The 17,284-nt window shown below is 62.5% G+C and carries 16 protein-coding genes; 2 read left to right on the top strand and 14 right to left on the bottom strand.

Annotated elements, in window-relative coordinates:
• Positions 1-290 precede the first annotated feature (290 nt).
• The 5 genes from PMX72_RS03855 to tmk form a co-directional block, all read right to left on the bottom strand.
• The gene (locus PMX72_RS03855) at positions 291-1,400 is read right to left on the bottom strand and encodes a hypothetical protein (RefSeq protein ID WP_271728918.1); all 1,110 of its coding nucleotides are present in this window, start codon (positions 1,398-1,400) and stop codon (positions 291-293) included.
• Positions 1,401-1,410: 10 nt separating this feature from the next.
• Positions 1,411-2,217: a ComF family protein gene (locus PMX72_RS03860; RefSeq protein ID WP_271728919.1), complete on the bottom strand. Its 807-nt coding sequence runs from the start codon at positions 2,215-2,217 to the stop codon at positions 1,411-1,413.
• A gap of 102 nt (positions 2,218-2,319) precedes the next feature.
• Positions 2,320-4,020 (bottom strand): PSP1 domain-containing protein, encoded by a 1,701-nt coding sequence (locus tag PMX72_RS03865; RefSeq protein WP_271728920.1) that lies wholly within the window; start codon positions 4,018-4,020, stop codon positions 2,320-2,322.
• Positions 4,011-5,138, bottom strand: a complete 1,128-nt coding sequence (locus PMX72_RS03870) for a DNA polymerase III subunit (RefSeq protein WP_271728922.1) — start codon at positions 5,136-5,138, stop codon at positions 4,011-4,013. The genes PMX72_RS03865 and PMX72_RS03870 overlap by 10 nt, the downstream gene beginning before the upstream one ends.
• 1 nt (position 5,139) lies before the next feature.
• The gene (gene tmk, locus PMX72_RS03875; RefSeq protein ID WP_271728923.1) at positions 5,140-5,823 is read right to left on the bottom strand and encodes a dTMP kinase; all 684 of its coding nucleotides are present in this window, start codon (positions 5,821-5,823) and stop codon (positions 5,140-5,142) included.
• 239 nt (positions 5,824-6,062) lie between these two features.
• On the opposite strand from tmk, the gene PMX72_RS03880 reads away from it, so the two are divergent.
• On the top strand, positions 6,063-7,046 hold the full coding sequence (locus PMX72_RS03880) for a zinc-ribbon domain-containing protein (RefSeq protein ID WP_117817248.1): 984 nt from the start codon (positions 6,063-6,065) through the stop codon (positions 7,044-7,046).
• A gap of 143 nt (positions 7,047-7,189) precedes the next feature.
• On the opposite strand, the gene PMX72_RS03885 is transcribed toward PMX72_RS03880, so the two are convergent.
• The 7 genes from PMX72_RS03885 to PMX72_RS03915 all read right to left on the bottom strand — a co-directional run bounded on the left by PMX72_RS03885 (position 7,190) and on the right by PMX72_RS03915 (position 14,139).
• Complete coding sequence (locus PMX72_RS03885; RefSeq protein ID WP_271728924.1) at positions 7,190-9,781, bottom strand: DNA topoisomerase I; 2,592 nt, start codon at positions 9,779-9,781, stop codon at positions 7,190-7,192.
• Between the two features lie 54 nt (positions 9,782-9,835).
• Complete coding sequence (gene hypB / locus PMX72_RS03890; RefSeq protein WP_117583579.1) at positions 9,836-10,519, bottom strand: hydrogenase nickel incorporation protein HypB; 684 nt, start codon at positions 10,517-10,519, stop codon at positions 9,836-9,838.
• Positions 10,520-10,574: 55 nt separating this feature from the next.
• Entirely contained in the window at positions 10,575-10,931 is a 357-nt protein-coding gene (gene hypA, locus PMX72_RS03895) for a hydrogenase maturation nickel metallochaperone HypA (protein ID WP_117565013.1), read from the bottom strand.
• A gap of 6 nt (positions 10,932-10,937) precedes the next feature.
• A complete protein-coding gene (gene tatC, locus PMX72_RS03900; protein WP_055285525.1) occupies positions 10,938-11,729 on the bottom strand; it encodes a twin-arginine translocase subunit TatC in 792 nt (263 codons plus the stop codon).
• The gene (locus tag PMX72_RS03905) at positions 11,729-12,301 is read right to left on the bottom strand and encodes a twin-arginine translocase TatA/TatE family subunit (protein ID WP_158564964.1); all 573 of its coding nucleotides are present in this window, start codon (positions 12,299-12,301) and stop codon (positions 11,729-11,731) included. The genes tatC and PMX72_RS03905 overlap by 1 nt, the downstream gene beginning before the upstream one ends.
• Before the next feature lie 152 nt (positions 12,302-12,453).
• Positions 12,454-12,768, bottom strand: a complete 315-nt coding sequence (locus PMX72_RS03910; protein ID WP_271728925.1) for an STAS domain-containing protein — start codon at positions 12,766-12,768, stop codon at positions 12,454-12,456.
• Positions 12,769-12,834: 66 nt separating this feature from the next.
• Positions 12,835-14,139, bottom strand: coding sequence for an aspartate aminotransferase type Ic (locus PMX72_RS03915; protein WP_271728926.1), 1,305 nt, complete (start codon positions 14,137-14,139; stop codon positions 12,835-12,837).
• 149 nt (positions 14,140-14,288) lie between these two features.
• Here PMX72_RS03915 and PMX72_RS03920 point away from each other — a divergent pair, with 149 nt between their 5' ends.
• Entirely contained in the window at positions 14,289-14,543 is a 255-nt protein-coding gene (locus PMX72_RS03920; RefSeq protein WP_022093864.1) for a hypothetical protein, read from the top strand.
• An 86-nt stretch (positions 14,544-14,629) separates the two neighbouring features.
• On the opposite strand, the gene nhaA is transcribed toward PMX72_RS03920, so the two are convergent.
• Together nhaA and PMX72_RS03930 are read right to left on the bottom strand one after the other, a co-directional pair.
• Positions 14,630-15,988, bottom strand: coding sequence for a Na+/H+ antiporter NhaA (nhaA, locus tag PMX72_RS03925; protein WP_138340240.1), 1,359 nt, complete (start codon positions 15,986-15,988; stop codon positions 14,630-14,632).
• 267 nt (positions 15,989-16,255) lie between these two features.
• A complete protein-coding gene (locus PMX72_RS03930) occupies positions 16,256-17,179 on the bottom strand; it encodes a manganese-dependent inorganic pyrophosphatase (RefSeq protein WP_006235927.1) in 924 nt (307 codons plus the stop codon).
• Positions 17,180-17,284: the final 105 nt, after the last annotated feature.

Raw genomic sequence — 17,284 nt, forward strand, 5'->3', positions numbered from 1 at the left:
CCCCTACGGGGAGCTCCGGGGCGCCCTTCTTAGGGTACCGTGGCCAAATAATGGCAAATATGAGTACTGTTACCAATTTAGTAACAGGTAATTTTGGCCTCTCGGACAGGTTTTGCGCTCAGCGCCGCCAACTTGATGCTTAGTTATTCTACATTTGTTTATTATCTTCTGACTTTACGCCACCTCCGAGTCTTAAAATCCTGATTTTGCTGTTACTGATTTAGTGACAGTACTCATATTTGCCATTTTTTGGCCAGGGTATATGATTAACCCCCTATTTTCGTCGCGAATTAGACCGGCTTAAGCCCAAAACACGCCCGCAGCGTGTTAAGCAACGCCTCTTGCTTCTTCCTGCGGGCATCGACACGATTCCGGTACCGCTTTCGCATACGCTGGTGGATGCGCCATGCGAGCGCTTCCATCGCTTCCATGTCGCAGAGCATTTCGTTGTTGACCGTCGCGACCTCGATTCCCATAGTAATCAAGCCCGTGTTGCGTTTTTCATCATGGATACGTCCCCTCCGGGAGGAATGGCCCAGCTCACCGTTGTATTCCAGGTCAAACCGGGCTGCCTCTTGATACGCATCGCAAACTGCATGCGGCATCCCCGAGATTGCCTGCGCGCGGTCATCGAACTCGATCTTGTAGTCGGTCTTAAAGGGACCGCAAGCAAATCCGCCATAGGGAAACGGAAGCGAAAACAGAGCGAGCATGATGCACTCCATGGGCGAGAGCAGGTTTTCCGAAAGATAGGGACACAGACGCAGCAGCTTTTTGGCCACATTCCCCTTGCATGCCGCAAGGTAATCTGCCAGACGATCGGGCATCAGCACCGGCTCGACTTCAAAGTAGCCCACGTCTGCTAGCTGGTCCTTGTCCTTTGCAAGCCTATTCGCAACAGGCGAGGTGTAGGGAGGCAGATACTTCCCGCGATCGCTCAGTGAAATCTTGGAACACAGTTCCTGGGCCAGGGCAAATGCCTGGATACAACCGACCTCGCGGGCGACGGCAACACAAAGGGCCTCGGGAGATAGACTGTACACCCCCGGTTCCACCTCTAGAATCGAGCCGGCGGGCAACCCAGAGCATACGGACCAGCCCACGCCAGGCATGCGGCGGCGCTGCGCCGCAGATCCCACCAGCAAGCAAAGATCTTCTTGCACCTCGCCGCTTGCGGCCCCAATCCGCACCAAGTCGGGAAGATAGATGTCCTCGGTCGAGGGCGACGACGTGCACAGCACACGGCGCTCTTCATCGGGATCGAGGTCCCTCCAGCTGATGTAACCCATTTGTCGGCGCTCGGCGCGCATCATGCGTAGCGCCGAGGCGCCTGTTAGGATTACGGAAGCCGCTAGCTGTTCGCCTGTCGGCTCGTTGCACCGCTCAATCTTTACTGCCACAAAACCACCCCTACCAAACGCGTGCGATAGCGAGGCCATCGACTGCTGCGGCGCCGGCGCGCTTGAGTTCCGCCGAAGCCGCGGCCATCGTCGCACCCGTGGTGATAACGTCGTCGATAAGCAGCAGGCACTTGCCCCGCACATCCTCAACCGTCTCGTACATGCCTTGGGCACGCTCGCGGCGCTCCTCACGACCGAGTTCGCGCTGGTCGCCATGCCCGTACTTGACGAGAGCATCGAGCAGGGGAACACCCGACAGCTCGCAAAATGGGCGCGCAATAGCCTCCATATGATCAAAACCACGCCGCCGAAACGCTGCCGCCGTCGCAGGCACAAACACCACCGCATCCGCACCGGACAGCACACCTCCTAAGCGTTCGGGCGCTACGACCTGGGCATGCAGGGCGGTGTCGTAGAGCAGCTCCGCCAGATACGGAGCCAGACGTCGCTCGCCCGCGTCCTTGTACGCTTTAATGATGCGCGGCAGCGGATGCGCATAGACGGCGCACGCCAGGCAGCGGTCGAGCGCCTCCGACATTGCCGAGGACGTGCCCTCGACCGAACACTCAGTGCACAGCAAATCCCCAAACGGGGCGCCGCATCGGGTACAGCTATGACATGGGTCGATGAGCGTGAGCGCAGCCAGGCAGTCTTGGCAAATAAGCGCACCGGCGCGCTCGCAGCCGGCACATCGTGTTGGCGACAATGCCTCGAGCGCCTCGCGTGCCACCCGCTCGGCAAACGGTAGCAATTCGTCCGCAAACGGTAGGATGCCGGCACCTTGCAGGCATCCCAACACATTCAAATGTCTCTTCACGACACAACCCTCCCTACGCTCGGTCGCAGGGAGGGTTGTTGATTCAGCGCTATGGTACCCCGACGCGTTTGGGGTCAGGCAGGTTAAATCCGCTCGCGGGCGTTATTCGCCGGTAGGCGGTTGTGGTGCAGACGAAGACGGGGTCGAACCCTCGCCACCATCTTGACGCGGCTTGCGGGAACGACGACGGCGACGGCGCTTCTGGCCCTGGTCGGCCGAACCCTCGCCACCACGATCTTCGCACGACTCGCGTTCGTCGCGAGCAGCGCCGCGCGCGGCCTTGGCAGCCGCCCCTCCGCCATCTCCAGGGCGCCGACGTGTGACCTTGACCTCGCCATCCGAGACCTGATCGGCCACGGAGGGCACCGAGGGCTTTTGCTGCGTGCCCGAGGAATGGCGGCGACGCGGACGCGGGGCGCGCTCGTCATCGTTGCGCTGCTTGCTACCCTTGTCGGCAGGCGTATCGGAACCCGAACCACCCTTGGGGGCGGCACCGGCTTCGCGAGCGGCTGCGGCGCGGAAGGCGTCCTCGCGCTCCTCGCTCGACAAATGGCGGCGGCGACGGCGCGTGGGATTCATACCACCGCCGCGGTTTTGCTGCTGGGGCTGCTGAGCCTCGCGCTCGCGGGAGGAGTTCTTGCCTGCGGGAGCGGCCTCGCCGGCATCGCCCGCACCCGAGCGCTTGCGGCGGCGACGTCCACCGGCAGCCTCCTCGGCCTCGGGCGTTGCGGCATTGCCACGGCCCTTTCCGCGGCCACGGCCCTCGCCCTGCCCCTGACCGGCGCGAGCATCGGATTCAGCATCGCGACGACGGCGCTTGGGCATCGACGTGCCAGCAAGACGGTCGGCGCTCGACAGGCCATCGCCCACGTCGACGCCGTTCTCGCGGTCGAGCTCCATGAGCGCCAGGCGCATCTCGGGCGACTCGATGCGCTCGAGCACGTCGCGCGTCACGCAGTCGGGGCGGCAGTTGCAGCCCTGCTCGGCGGCCTTCTTTTTGCAGCCCTCCGAGCAGGTCATATCGGCCAGGTTGACCTTAAAGACCTTGCCGTTCTCCAGGCGCAGCACCAGCTGCTCACGCGGCGTGTCATATTCCTGAATACGCGCCTTGCCGAGCGGCGTATCGATGAGCGTCTTCTTTTTGGGCGCACGGCTCTTAAAGTCCTTGTACGCTTCGAACTCATAGCGCAGGCAGCACATCAGGCGGCCGCAAACGCCGCTGATCTTGGAGGAATTGAGCGGCAGGTCCTGCTCTTTTGCCATGCGGATCGAGACGGGCTCAAACTGTCCGCCAAAGCGCGTGCAGCAGAGCTCCTGGCCGCACTGGGCATAGCCGCCCACCAGGCGAGTCTCGTCGCGCACGCCGATCTGGCGCATGTCGACGCGAATGTGCAGCGTCGAGGACAGATCCTTGACGAGCTGACGAAAATCGACGCGCTCCTCGGCCGCAAAGTAGAACACGGCCTTCTCGCCGCCAAACAGGTACTCGACGCCGACCGGCTTCATCTCGAGGTCGAGCTCCTTGACCAGGCGACGGAAATCGACCATGGCCTCGTCGCCTTGGATGGCCAGATCATCGGCAAGCTGCAGGTCGATGTCGCTCGCCACGCGCAGCACGGGCTTGAGCGGCTGGCCGATCTCGTCCTGCGGCACCTCGAAGGGATCGGCCGTGACCAAGCCGATCTCGGTTCCGCGCTCGGTGGAGCAGATAGCATAATCGGCCTCGAGGATATCCAGATCCTGCGGGTCGAACCACAGGTCGCGCGAGGCGTAGGTAAACTTAACGGGTACGACTAACGGCATTTCAGTGCCTTCCTGATATCGAACAGCATGACCTCGATGGCCAGCTGGGGAGTAACGTTTCTGGCGATGTTGCGCTCGGCAATTGCGACCGCCTCGAGCGCCCGGGTGGCACCCGCAACATTGGTCGCGGCGGCAAGCCGCCCGATCGTGTCGCGCACGTCTTCGTTCACTACGTCGGCTGCCTCGTCCTGAAGCGTCAGCAGCACGTCGCGCATGAGCGTCCGTGCGCTCGCCAGCGCTTCCATGATACCCGAACGCTCGCGCGCGTTGAGTTCGCGCTTGTTGCGGTCCTCAAGCTGCTTCAATGCTCCACGCGACAGGTAATCGGCGTTTTGCTCGAGCACCTTTTCCTGTGTGGACTTGACCTCGGCGAGCGGCGCCTTAACGGCGACGATGAGCGACTTGGCGCGACTGAGCACATCGGCCTCGTCGGCGGCAATGAGTGAGTCGATGGCACGGACCATCTGACGGCGGGCGTCCTGGCGCTCGGCACTCTTAAGGAACTCGATGCCGCGCGTGGGGCTCCCCGCCACGGCGACCGCCATGCGACAGCGTGCGAGATCCTGGCCCGTCGCGCGACTCACGGCCTGCGCGGCCGCGGCGGGCGACACCAGCCGAAACGGCACGCACTGACAGCGGCTCACGATGGTGGGCAGCATCACGTCTGCCGAGGTGCCCAGCAAGATGAACATGACGCCCTCGGGCGGCTCCTCGAGTGTTTTGAGCAGTGCGTTGGCAGTGTTAGCACGCAGCTGCTCGGCACGGTCGATGATGTAGACCTTGGCCTTGGCGCGGATGGGCGCCAGCGGCACGTCATCGAGCAGCTCGCGGGTCTGGGCAATGAGGTAGCCCATGGCGCTCTCGGGCGTGTAATAGTGCACGTCGGGATGCGTGTGCCGTGCAACGCGCACGCAGCTGTCGCATGCGCCGCAGCCATCCTGCTCGCACAGGAAGGCCTGGGCGAGCGCCCATGCGGCATCGAGCTTGCCGGCGCCGGGGGCGCCCAAAAACAGGTAGGCGTGCGACGCGCGGCCGCTGGCGACGGCGTTGGTCAAAAAATCGCGCACGCGCTCTTGGGTGTCGAGCTTGGCCAGCAGGCTTGCCTGAGCGGGGGCCATGTTACTCGGCCTCCTTGGCAAGCGCGGCGGCGACGGCTTCCCGCGGAATGTCGAGACCGTACGCGCGAACCTGCTCGACCGTCTTCTCGAAAACTACCTCGACGGTCGTAGTGGCGTCGATGAGCTTTACGCGGTTTGGCTCCTCGGTAGCAATTGCGCAAAACCCCTCGTAGACACGCTCCTGGAATGCCATGCCCTTGGCCTCCATGCGATCCGCCGCGCCACGGGCTGCCATGCGTAGCGCCGCCTGCTCGGGCGTGATGTGGTAGACGAGTGTGAGCGCCGGGTGCGTTCCCGCGACGGCCAGGTTGTTGGCGTCGCGCACCATCTGGCGGTCGAGGCCATCGGCAAATGCCTGGTAGCAGGTCGTGGAATCGTAGAAGCGATCGCACAGGACCACCTTGCCGGCCGCAAGGGCGGGGGCTATGACCTCGTGCACCAACTGGGCGCGCGCCGCCTCGTAGAGCAGCAACTCGCAAGTATCGCCCATCGCCGTGTTGGCGGGGTCGAGCAACAGGGCGCGAATCTTTTCGCTGATGGCAGTACCACCCGGCTCACGCAGAGTTACGACCTGATAGCCAGCGAGGTCGAGCGCACGGGCAAGCAGACGCGCCTGCGTGGACTTGCCGGCACCGTCGACGCCCTCGAGCGTGATAAAGCTATGTTGAGCAGGCTCAAAAGCCATGGGCGCAGCCCCTTCCTACAAGGCGCGTAAATGCAGATATATCAACTAAGCCATGATACCCCAGTGCTCGGCGCGTCCCCAATGGCTAAAGGCGCCTTTCCAAAGTTGCGGTGAAATAGGGACTGATTGAAGCTCTGAGACCGCCAAACAGTCCCTATTTCACCGCAACGTATGATGGGGAATTTTGGATGCTGGGTATAATCGTCGTATTGCATTGAAATGTGGCGAAAGGAGTGGCAATGTCTCGGTATTGCGCCTCGTGCGGCAAGCTTCTTGCAGATGATGCCAAGTTCTGCACCTCGTGCGGTGCACCCGTTGAGCAAACAGCCGCGAGCGATAGCCAGCCCGCTTTTGAGCAGACCGGCTCCCTTGATACGCCGCAAGCCAAGGCGGACGACCCCCTCGCCTATAGCCCCGACCCCGCCGCAGGGACCGAGGCCGTCGAGACCACGCAGCGCATACCCGTCGCGAGCGGCTCGCCCCAACAGCAGCCGGCTCCCGCATACGCGCCCGCTTCGCCACAGACCCCCGCTCCCAAAAAGAGCGGCACCGGGCCGCTTATCGCCGTTATCGTTGTGCTGGTGGCGATCATCATCGCCCTGGTCGTTTTCTTTGTGATCAAGCCTTTCGACAACGCCGCCACGCAGACGACTGCCGCGGTAGCTAAGCTGCACCATGACGTCGACGACGATGACCTAAAGCCTCTCGGCGATCCCAACAGCCTGTACGACGATGATGACGATGACGACGAGGATGGCGGCGAAGCAACGCTCTCCGAGCAGAACCTCTACCGTCGCCTGAGCGAATACTACGACCTGCTCGAAGATCTCGACAGCCAGGTCCGTGGCTGCGCGCAGAACTTCAACGGCAACTATCTGGAAGAGGATCGAACCACCCGTCAAAATCTCGCCGACGTCGCCGAGCGCACGGAGGACACCATCGAGCAGTATTACGACATCGTCGAGGACCTGGACGTCCCGACGAGCTCCAAGAACTACAGCTCCTGGAAGGACATCATCGCCCTGTACGACGACCTGGATCACCGCATTGACGCAATCTGTGATGCCTGGGAGATCAGCCTGAAATACGCCAAGCCTGCGGACCACAAGAATGAGATCGTGGCGCCGCTGTCGCGCGACAACGTGGCGGGCACCAATGACAATAAGTACCGCCTAGACTTTGAGGAGCGCTATCCCGGCGCCAAGCCTGTCGAGGTGAACTAGCGCTTTGTCGTTCCCGAGCCGGCAGTTAGGGACGTTCCTAAACTGCCGGCAGAAAAAGAACATCCCTAACTGCCGGTCAAAAAAACGAGCGAGGATCGCGGGGTCCTCGCTCGTTTTTTTTGGGCAATGTTTCGACTGCGCCGTTACTTGTCGGCGACCTTCTTGGCCGTCGTCTTCTTGGTGGTCGACTTCTTGGCAGTCGACTTTTTCGCCGTCGAAGTCTTCTTCGCAGCGGTCGTCTTCTTCGCCGTGCTCGCCTTGGTTGTGGTCTTGCGACCGCGGGCGGGCTTCTTCTCCTTGGTCGGGCAGTCCATGTTGACGCAGATACGCCACGGACCGCGCGCCGTGTTGACCACCACGATGGGGGCGCCGCACTCGGGGCAGGTCTCGCCCGTCGCCTCGAGCTTGCCGCGCGCCGGCAGCGGATAGCTCACGCCGCAGTCATCGTAGTTGGTGCAGCGGATAAAGCGCTTGCCGCTCTTCTCGCTCTTGTGCGCGATCAGGTCGCCGTGACGTCCGGCCTCGGCACACACCTTGCACTCGCCCACCTTAAGATCGGGCTCGTAGTTGGTGGGGCACGTGGGGTTCACGCAGATCTCGAAGGCCTTCTGGCGGAATGGCTGGCACTTGATGCGCGGCGCGCCGCACTCGGGGCACACGGCGGCCTCGCCCTCGAGCGGGCTCACCTTGACGCCACTCGGCACCGGATAGGTCACGTCGCAGTCGGGCCAACCCATGCAGCCGATAAAGCTGCCGCGGGTCTTGGCGCTCGTCTTCATAACCAGGTCCTTGCCGCACTTGGGGCAGGCGCCCACGCGCGCATCGGCCGTGACGGCGTCGCTGATGGCGTCGCCCAGCTCCTGCGTATGCTTGAGCAGCTCGTCGAGCACGCCGGCCAGCAGCGCGCGCGAGTGCGTCACGACATGCTCTTCGGTGTCCTCGCCGCGCTCCACGCGGGTCATGTCGCCGTCGAGCTCGCTGGTCATATCGGGGCTCGTGATGCGCGGGGCAAACTGCGACAGCGCGTCGATGATGGCGATGCCCAGCTGGCTCGGCTCAACGGGATCATTTTTGAGATAGCGCACGGCATACAGGCGCTCGATGATACTCGCGCGCGTGGACTTGGTGCCCAGGCCGCGCTTTTCCATCTCCTGCACGAGCTTGCCCTGGCTGTAGCGCGCGGGCGGCTCGGTCTGCTTGGCCTCGAGCTTAATGTCGAACACGTCGACCGTGTCGCCCTGCTCAAGCGGCGGCATCTGCTCGTCGCGCTTGAGACCGTACGGATATGCCTCGCGGAAGCCCGGGGTCACGAGCACGTCGCCCGAAGCCACGAACGGCTCACCGTTCACATCGAGCTCGAGCTTGGTGTTCTCGATGGTCGCGGGCCCCATGAGCGTTGCCAGGAAGCGACGGGCGATGAGGTCATAGAGTTTGCGCTGGCCGCCGTCGAGCGTGGACGGATCGCCCTCGCCCGTGGGGTAGATAGGCGGGTGGTCGGTGGTCTCGACCTTGCCGCGCGTGGGCTTCATGGGGCCGGCGAGCACCTTTTTGCACACGGGCGCCAGCGCCGGGTTGATCTTTGCCAGGTCGCTCACCACGGCGCCCAGATCGAGCGTCGCGGGATACACGGTGTTGTCGACACGCGGGTAGCTGATGAGACCGGCCATGTAGAGGGACTCGGCGATGCGCATGGTACGCGCAGGTGAGATGCCCTCGGCCGCGGCGGCAGCCTGCAGCGAGGTCGTCGCAAACGGCGTGGGCGGCTGCTGCTTACGCGAGCGCTTGGTCACCGCGGCGACGGTTGCCGTCGTAGCGCCGTCAACGTGACCGTACGCCGTCTCAGCAGCATCCTTGTCGGTAAAGCGCGCCGTCTTGTGCGCGATCTTAAAGCGATCGTCCTCGGCAGCGCCTTGCGCGGCGCCCATGCCGCGAATCTGCCAATAGTCCTCGGGCACAAACGCCATGCGCTCGCGCTCGCGCTCGACCACCAGGGCAAGCGTCGGCGTCTGCACGCGGCCGGCGGAACGCACGTTGCCAAAGCCGCCAAACTTGGCGAGCGTCAGGTAGCGCGTGAGCACTGCACCCCAAATGAGGTCGATGTGCTGACGGCTCTCGCCGGCGTCGGCCAGGTTCTGGTCGAGCGAGACAAGGTTATCGAAGGCCTGCGTGATCTCGGCCTTGGTAAACGAAGAATACTGGGCGCGGGCGACCGGCAAGTCGGGCGCCACCTCGCGCACCTTGTTGAGGGCGTCCGAACCGATCAGCTCGCCCTCGCGATCGAAGTCCGTGGCGATGATGACACTGTCGGACTTTTTGGCGAGGTTCTTGAGCGAGCGGATGAGTTCCTTCTCGGCCGGCAGCTTAATGACGGGTGCCCAGGTGAGATAGGGCAGACTCTCGAGCTTCCAGCCCTTGATGGAGATGCCGTCGGCAAGAAACGGCTTGCGCTTGGTGTCGTACGGCGGGCGGGCCAAGCCATCGGGCATATCGGCCGGCAGCATCTCACCGTCCTCCGTGACCGAATACCAGCCCAGCTTTTTATCGAACAGCACGCTGTCGCAAAAATCGGGCGCAAGGATGTGACCGGCAAGGCCGATCGTCACGCACTCCTCGCCCTTCCACTCAAAACGGTAGATGGCGGTGTTGTACACCTTGTCCTTTTTGGGCTTGCCCGTGGACAGACGCTCGGCAATCTGACGCGCGGCGTCGTTTTTCTCGGCGATGATGAGCTTCAAAAGAGGCTCCTATCTCGTATCTCTGCGGCTACGCCCGCCCGTATGGCGGCCGACTTACGCCCTTGCTTGCTCAATCTGCCCGATGAGCCAATCGCACCAGGCATCCATGCCCTCGCCCTTGCGCGCGCTCACGGCAAACCGCGGCGCCTGCGGATTGAGGTCATCGAGGGTCTTAGTATACCTATCCATGTCAAAATCGAAAGCCGGAGCCACGTCGACCTTGTTGAGCAGCTGCGCGCCGGCGTGTTGGAAGATGCCCGGGTACTTGATGGGCTTGTCGTCGCCCTCGGGCACCGAGAGAATCATGATGGACAGGTTCTCGCCCAGGTCAAAGTCGACCGGGCAGACCAGGTTGCCCACGTTTTCGATAAAGATGACGTCGATGTTCTCCAGACCCACAGCCTGGTCGAAGGCGTCGACGGCCTCCATGATCATGTTGCCCTCGAGGTGGCACAGGCCGCCCGTGTTGATCTGGATGGCGGGCATGCCGGCTTCCTTCATGGTGATGGCATCGACATCCGAGGCGATATCGCCCTCGATGACGGCACAGCGCAGGCCGGCTTTGTCACGCAGGCGCTCGTTGGTGCCCAGAATCGTGGTGGTCTTACCCGAGCCGGGGCTCGACAGCACATTGATCACGTAGGTGCCTGCCTCATTAAATCGCTGACGCAGCTGATCTGCCAGGCGCTCGTTGCGCGACAGGATCGGCGACGCGATATCAATCGTTTTCTCGGCCATACTTAGCGCTCCTTACTTTGGCCCCTTTATACCCCATCATTAGATGGCTAGCGGGCTAATCGTCGGGGGTTTCGATTTCGATACTTGCGATATCGAGCTCGCGGCCGTGCAGCAGGCGCACGTTGGCGCCGCCACACTGGGGGCAGCGACAATGGAAACGGTCGTGCTCAAAGACCTCGCCGCAGTCCAGGCACTCGCTTTGTGGATGGACCTCCTCCACGGCAAGCTCGCAGCCGCGCGTGAGCGGGTCCTCATCGCGAAACGTCTCCCACGCAAAGTCGAGTGCCTCGCGCACGACCTCGGTCATATCCCCGATACGAAGCGTTACCAAAACGGCGCGCGAGGCCCCCGCCCCACGCGCCGCGCGAATCACTGTATCGAGTATGCCGTTGACAATGCCAACCTCGTGCATACCGATTTACTCCTCGTCGTCCTCGTCGTCCGAGAACAGGTCCAGACGGCTCACGAACAGGCCCTCCTTGCCCTCGCGCGCGGTAATGACCACGCGAGCGATGGCGAGCGAAATCTCGTAGAGCGAGAGCAGGGCGCCATACATGAGACCCAGCGTAACGGGCGAGCCGTCGGGCGTAATCACAGCCGAACCCACGAGCAGGCCTACGTACACGTAGCGCCAGGCGCTGCGGAAGGCCGCATAGGACACGATGTGGAAAACGGACAGGTAGAAGATGATGAGCGGCAGCTCAAACGCCACACCAAAGCCGATCATAAAGAGCAGCTCCATGTTGACGTAGTTCTCCAGATCGGGCAACGCCGTAGCGACAGCCGAGGTCTCGCCGATGAGCCACTCAAAGCCCGCCGGGATGATGATGAAGTAGCAGAAGATGGCACCCAGGAAGAACAGCACCGTCGAGGCGAGCACCGTGGGCACAACCCACTTGCGCTCGTTGGGGCGCAGTGCCGGCAGGAAAAATGCCAGAATCTGCCAGATGATCATGGGCGTGCACATGACCACGGCCATCTTGATGGCAAGCGAGAAGCGCAGGCCAAAGCCGCCGAGCGTGGTGGTGATGTAAAACTTACCGTCCGGCACAAAGGAGCGGATGGGGTCCTCAAGAATATCGAGCACCACGGGCGTGGCAAAGTACAGCACGATGGCGGCGGCAAACACCGAAACGACCACGATGGTCAGGCGGCGACGGAGCTCTCCCAGGTGATCGAAGAGCGGCATGCGCGCAGGTCCGATCGGCATTACTCATCGCCTCCCTTCGGGGCGTCGGCGGCAGCAGCCTCGGCATCGTCCTCGACCTCGAGCTCGCGAGCGAGCTGGTCGACGACGGCCTTGCGCTTGCGGGGACGACGGGCGTAGAGGTCAGCCGTCGTGGGCTCTGCCGGCTCGGGCTTGGGCTCTGCAGCAGGCTCGGGCTCGACGGCAGCAGCAGGCTCTGTACCCTCGGCCTCATCAACAGCGCCTTCGCCCTCAGCAGCGCCCTCGCTTGCGGCCTTCTCGGCAGCAAGACGGGCGCGACGCTCGGCAAAGGTCTCCTTCTTGGCGGGCGCTGCCGTCTCGGCGGCATCCTCGTCCGCATCGGAATCGTCGTCGGTCGCAGCAGTCTTCTTGGGCTTGACCGGGGCCGACGCGGCCTCGCTCACCGGATCGATAATCTCGGACTGAACAACGGCCGTCATCTTTTCCTGCGTCTCGCGGAACTGACGGATAGCACGGCCGATCGTGCGGCCCATCTGCGGGAGCTTATCCGGGCCAAACAGCAAAAAGCCGAAGACCACGATGATCGCGAGCTCACCCTCTCCAATACCAAACACACATACCTCCAAGGCTCGATGTGAGTCGAGCCCGCACCGCGCCATTCGGCCGGAACTCGTCTATTCATTCGGTCAAGTATAGCGCCCGGACGCCAAAACGTCCGAGCGCATCACAAACATATGCCAAACGGCACGCCCTTTTGGGGCAAAGATTACGCAGCGGTGATCGAAATCTCCTGGTCGACACCCAACAGCTGAACCACGCGCATCACCGGGGGCTGCACATTGGTGCAGCTAAAGCGCTTGCCGTGGTCAACCGCGTGGTGCGCGGCGCCCACGAGCACGCCAATGCCCGTCGAATCGATGTAGCTCACCTGGGCAAAATCGAGCTCAACGGCCTCAGTGGGCTGCTCGAGCGCCAGGTCGATGGCATTGCGCAGGCTATCGGCGTTAGAGATATCGATCTCACCGGTCACCTTAATGGTGTAGAGCTCTGGCGTGGGGTTGGCGGAAATACCCAAATCCATGTATACGCTCCTTTACGTATCGAAAGTGCGGATAGTACTAGGCGCGGACTTGCGGGGCCCTACGCGTTAGGCGCGCTCGGCACGCGCAAGCTCGGCAGCGACAAGCTTAACGGCCAGCACCAGCACATCGAGCGCGGCCTCCAGGTCCTCGACCGTGGGATAGCTCGGCGCGATGCGGATGTTGGTGTCGCGCGGGTCCTTGCCATAAGGCCAGGTGGCACCGGCCGGCGTGAGCTTGACGCCCAAGTCGGCGCAAAGCACGGCGACCTTTTGGGCCGAGCCCTCGGGACCATCGAAGCTCACAAAGTAGCCGCCGCGGGGATGCGTCCAGGTGGCGCAACCCGTGTCGCCCAGGCCCTCGGTGAGCTTGCGCTCAACGGCCTCAAAGCGCGGGCGCAGGAACTCGGCATGCTTTTTCATGTGCTTCTTGACCGCCTCGATGGTGGGAAGGAAGCGCACGTGACGCAGCTGGTTGAGCTTGTCGGCGCTAATAAGACCGGCCTTCAGGCGCTTGGAGAACTCGGCGATGACCGCGGGGCTCGCACCGATAAAGCCGATGCCGGCACCCGGGAAGGTGATCTTGGACGTCGAGGCAAAGGCCACCACGCGGTCCTCGGTGCCCGCCGCGCGGGCAAGATCGAAGATGTTGGCGAGCTCGTCGGTCTCGTCGTACAGGTCGTGCACGCAGTAGGCGTTGTCCCAGAAGATGCGGAAATCGGGCGCGGCCGTGGGCATCTCGACCAGGCGACGCACGGTGTCCTCGCTAAATGTGATGCCCGTGGGGTTGGAATACTTGGGCACGCACCAGATGCCCTTGATGGAGTCGTCGGTGGCAACCAGGCGCTCAACCTCGGCCATGTCGGGGCCGTTGTCGGTCATCGCGACGGGGACGTTCTCGATGCCCAAGTCGGCGGTGATGCCAAAGTGGCGATCGTAGCCGGGAACGGGGCACAGGAACTTGACCTTCTTGCCGTCGTGCGCGGCCTCGTAGGCGTCCCAGGGCTCGCTGCCGCACGAGCCACAGCGCCAGAACATGCCGGCGATGTCATGCTCGATCAAAAGGCTCGACGAACCCAGCACGAGCGTCTGCTCGGCGGGGCAGCCCAGGAACTCCCCTGCCAACTTGCGTGCCGAAGGAATGCCCTCAAAGCAGCCGTAGTTGGAACAATCGACGTTGCCGTCGTGCAGATCGGCGTCGGCATTGAGGATATCGAGCATGGGGCGCGAGATGTCCACCTGGGCGGGCGACGGCTTGCCGCGGGCCATGTCAAGCGCCAGGCCCTTGGCCTTGACCTCGGCGACCTCGGCTTTGAGCGCCTCGATGGCGGCATCGAGTTCGGTGGTTTCCATCTTCTGGTAGATCGTCTGCATGGGTGCGACCTTTCGCGAAGCGGTACGTTGCAGTTCGTCTAAGTATAGACCGCCACCGCCGCAACGTTATGAAGCCGTGATAGATTAAGTTCATCGCAATGAATTACGAATCGCCGCGCATGCCGGCGTGGGGCGCCCAAGGAGGCACTATGGAGTACGGATCATTTCAGGCCGAGGAATTCGGCGACCTGCAGCGCCTGGTCGACGGACTGTTTTACGACCGCCACGCCATCGACCGCCTGGACCTGATTGTGCAGGCCGAGATCTTGGACCTAGCGCCCGATCTCATGGAGATCGTCAACCTGCTGCCGCCCGGCTATTACGATCGCCAGTCACTTTGCGACCAGCTCAACTCCGCCTTGGCCGCCCACGGCTGGGGCGCCGTCTACGGAACGGTGGAATAAACCTAGTCATTTAAGAACGTCCCCAATGACTAAAACGCCGCCTGTGATGGTGTTCACAGGCGGCGTTTTCAAACTTATATGTGCTTTTACTCGTCCTTGGGCGCGGGGTGCTTGCAGATCACACTCATGTAGATCATGCCCAGCACGGCCGCGGTGACAGAGCCGGCAAGAATGGCGGCCTTTGCGGCCAGAACCTCAAACTGGGCCGTCGGGAAGGCAAGGCCGCTAATGAGGATCGACATGGTAAAGCCGATACCGCCCAGAATGCCCACGCCGGCAATCATGTGCCAGTTGACATTGTGCGGCAGCTCGGAAATCTTGAGCTTAACCAGGGCAAACGTCATGCCAAAGATACCGATCGGCTTGCCCAGCAGCATGCCAAAGTACACGCCGAGCGTCACCGGGTCGGTGAGCAGCGTGCTCATGTCCACGCCCACTAAGCGAACCTGAGCGTTTACGAACGCAAAGATCGGCAGGATCACAAAGTTGACCGGCGTGGAGATCAGACGCTCCATGCGGATAAGCGGCGGGGTCACGCGGTGCATGACGCGCTCGACCTTGGTTGTCGAGACGGTAAAGTCATGCTGGCCCAGGATGTGTGCCTCATCATCGTAGCGGTCATCGAGCAGCGGCAGGCACTCGCCCAGCCAATCGGTGAGGCTATCGAGCTTGACGCCACACTTGGCCGGGATGGTAAAGGCCAAGATGACGCCAGCAAGCGTGGCATGTACGCCGCTCTTGAACATGCAGAACCACAGCAGCAGCCCCAGTACCGAATACGGGGCAAGGCGGTAATGCTGCGTCTTGTTAAGCCACACGAGCGCGCAGGTCACAAGCGCGGCGGCGCCCAACCAAAACGGATTGGGGCTCTGACCGTAGAAGATGGCGATGGCGGCGATGGAGATCAGGTCGTCGGCGATGGCGAGCGTCGAGAAGAACACGCGCACGCCGTTGGGCACGCGGTTGCCCAAAAGCGACAGCACGCCCAGCGCAAAGGCAATATCGGTTGCCATGGGAATGGCCCAGCCGTTGTGCGCGCCGGCATGGTTAAAGATCAGGTAGATGCAGGCGGGAACGACGACACCGCCCACGGCCGCCAGCATGGGAAGCATGGCCTGACGCGGATTCTTGAGCTCGCCGACCGTCATCTCGTACTTAAGCTCAATGCCCACCAACAAAAAGAAAATCGCCATGAGGAAGTCGTTGACGAAAAGCTCAACGGTGAGACCAGCCGTAAGGTTGCCCAGACCCACATACAGCGGGGTCTCCAAAAAGTGATGGATGGCCTCGTAGGCATCGGTATTGGCGCAGATAACGGCGGCGATAGCGGCGAAGACCATGACGGCGGCGGAAATCGTGCCGTTCTCGGCGATGCGCTCCCAAATGTCGTGACGTTCAAAGCGCTTGCGCTCACGAACGTTGAACAGCTGCTCAGTTGCTGCCATGGGCGGCTCCTTTCTCGGGAAAGCTCCCGTCTTAAAAAAGCACGGCCCGCCCAAGTGGCGGCGCCGCGCTCTAACGTATTACGCTTGCATCTAGCCTACCCTGCACGACAAGCACGCAGGCGTGGCCGAAAAGCGGAACCACAGGTTGAACATTATTTGCTCAACGGCACGGGCACGCCTGTCCAAGAGACGACGCGGCGCCGTGCACAAAAAACGACCGGAGCGCGGGACGTCCGCGATCCGGTCGTGGCGTTTGGTCAACTAAACCTAGCAGGCGGCCATGATGGGGGCAGCGACCTGCTTCTTACGGGAGAGGACACCCGGCATCCAGACGCCGTCGTGCTCGTCGGCAATGCCCAGGCCCTTCTGAGCGGCCTCGGTCTCGCCCTCGAGCAGGACCTGCGAGCCCTCCTCCATGATGTCAGTGATGCACAGGACAATGCCATCGGCACCCTTCTCGGCGGCGTAGGCACGCATGGCCTCGCGAATCTCGTCGATCATGCCGAGCGCACGACTCTTGTCGACGGTCTCGTACTGGCCGATGAGCAGCTTCTTGCCGGCGGGCTCGAACATCTTGATGTCGTTGCCGACCATCTCGGCTGCGGTGAAGGAGCCGGACGGACGGGTGAGGAAGACCTCCATGCCAAACTTGACCGGGTCGACACCCACCTGCTCGCCGAGCTTGGCGGCGACGGCGCGGTCGACATCGGTGGTGGTGGGACTCTTGAGCATGAGCGTATCGGTCATCATGGCCGAGAGCAGCAGCTTGGCCTGGACGTCGGAAAGCTCAACGCCGAGCACGCCGGCGAGCTTGGTGACGATGGTGCAGCTGGAACCCCAGGGCAGGCAGATGTAGTGCAGCGGGCCGGCGGTCTCGAAATCGCCGATGCGGTGATGATCGACGACGCCAAAGACCGTGGCGTCCTTAAGGCCGGCGACAGACTGGGCGGACTCGTTGTGGTCGGTGAGGACGACGAGCTGGCCGGCCTCGACGGACTCGATCACGCGGGGCTCGGCAATGCCGGCGTCGGCAAGTAGCTTGGCGGACTCGGCCGGAAGCTGGCCCAGTGCGCAGGCCTCGTAGGTGTTGCCGGCATACTCAACCTGGTTGAGCAGCTGGGACAGGACGACGGCGCTCATGATGGCGTCGTTATCGGGGTTCTGGTGACCAAAGACAAGAACGTTTGCCATGGATATCCTCCACTTGATATGTGTACTTGGACGTAGCTATGGTAGCACGCTGACGCCGAACCCTATGAGATGGAAGGGCCGCAGCACAAATTGGGGCAGGCGCTG

Origin of the sequence: Collinsella aerofaciens, from assembly GCF_028207065.1 — a bacterium.
Classification (GTDB): domain Bacteria; phylum Actinomycetota; class Coriobacteriia; order Coriobacteriales; family Coriobacteriaceae; genus Collinsella; species Collinsella aerofaciens_AR.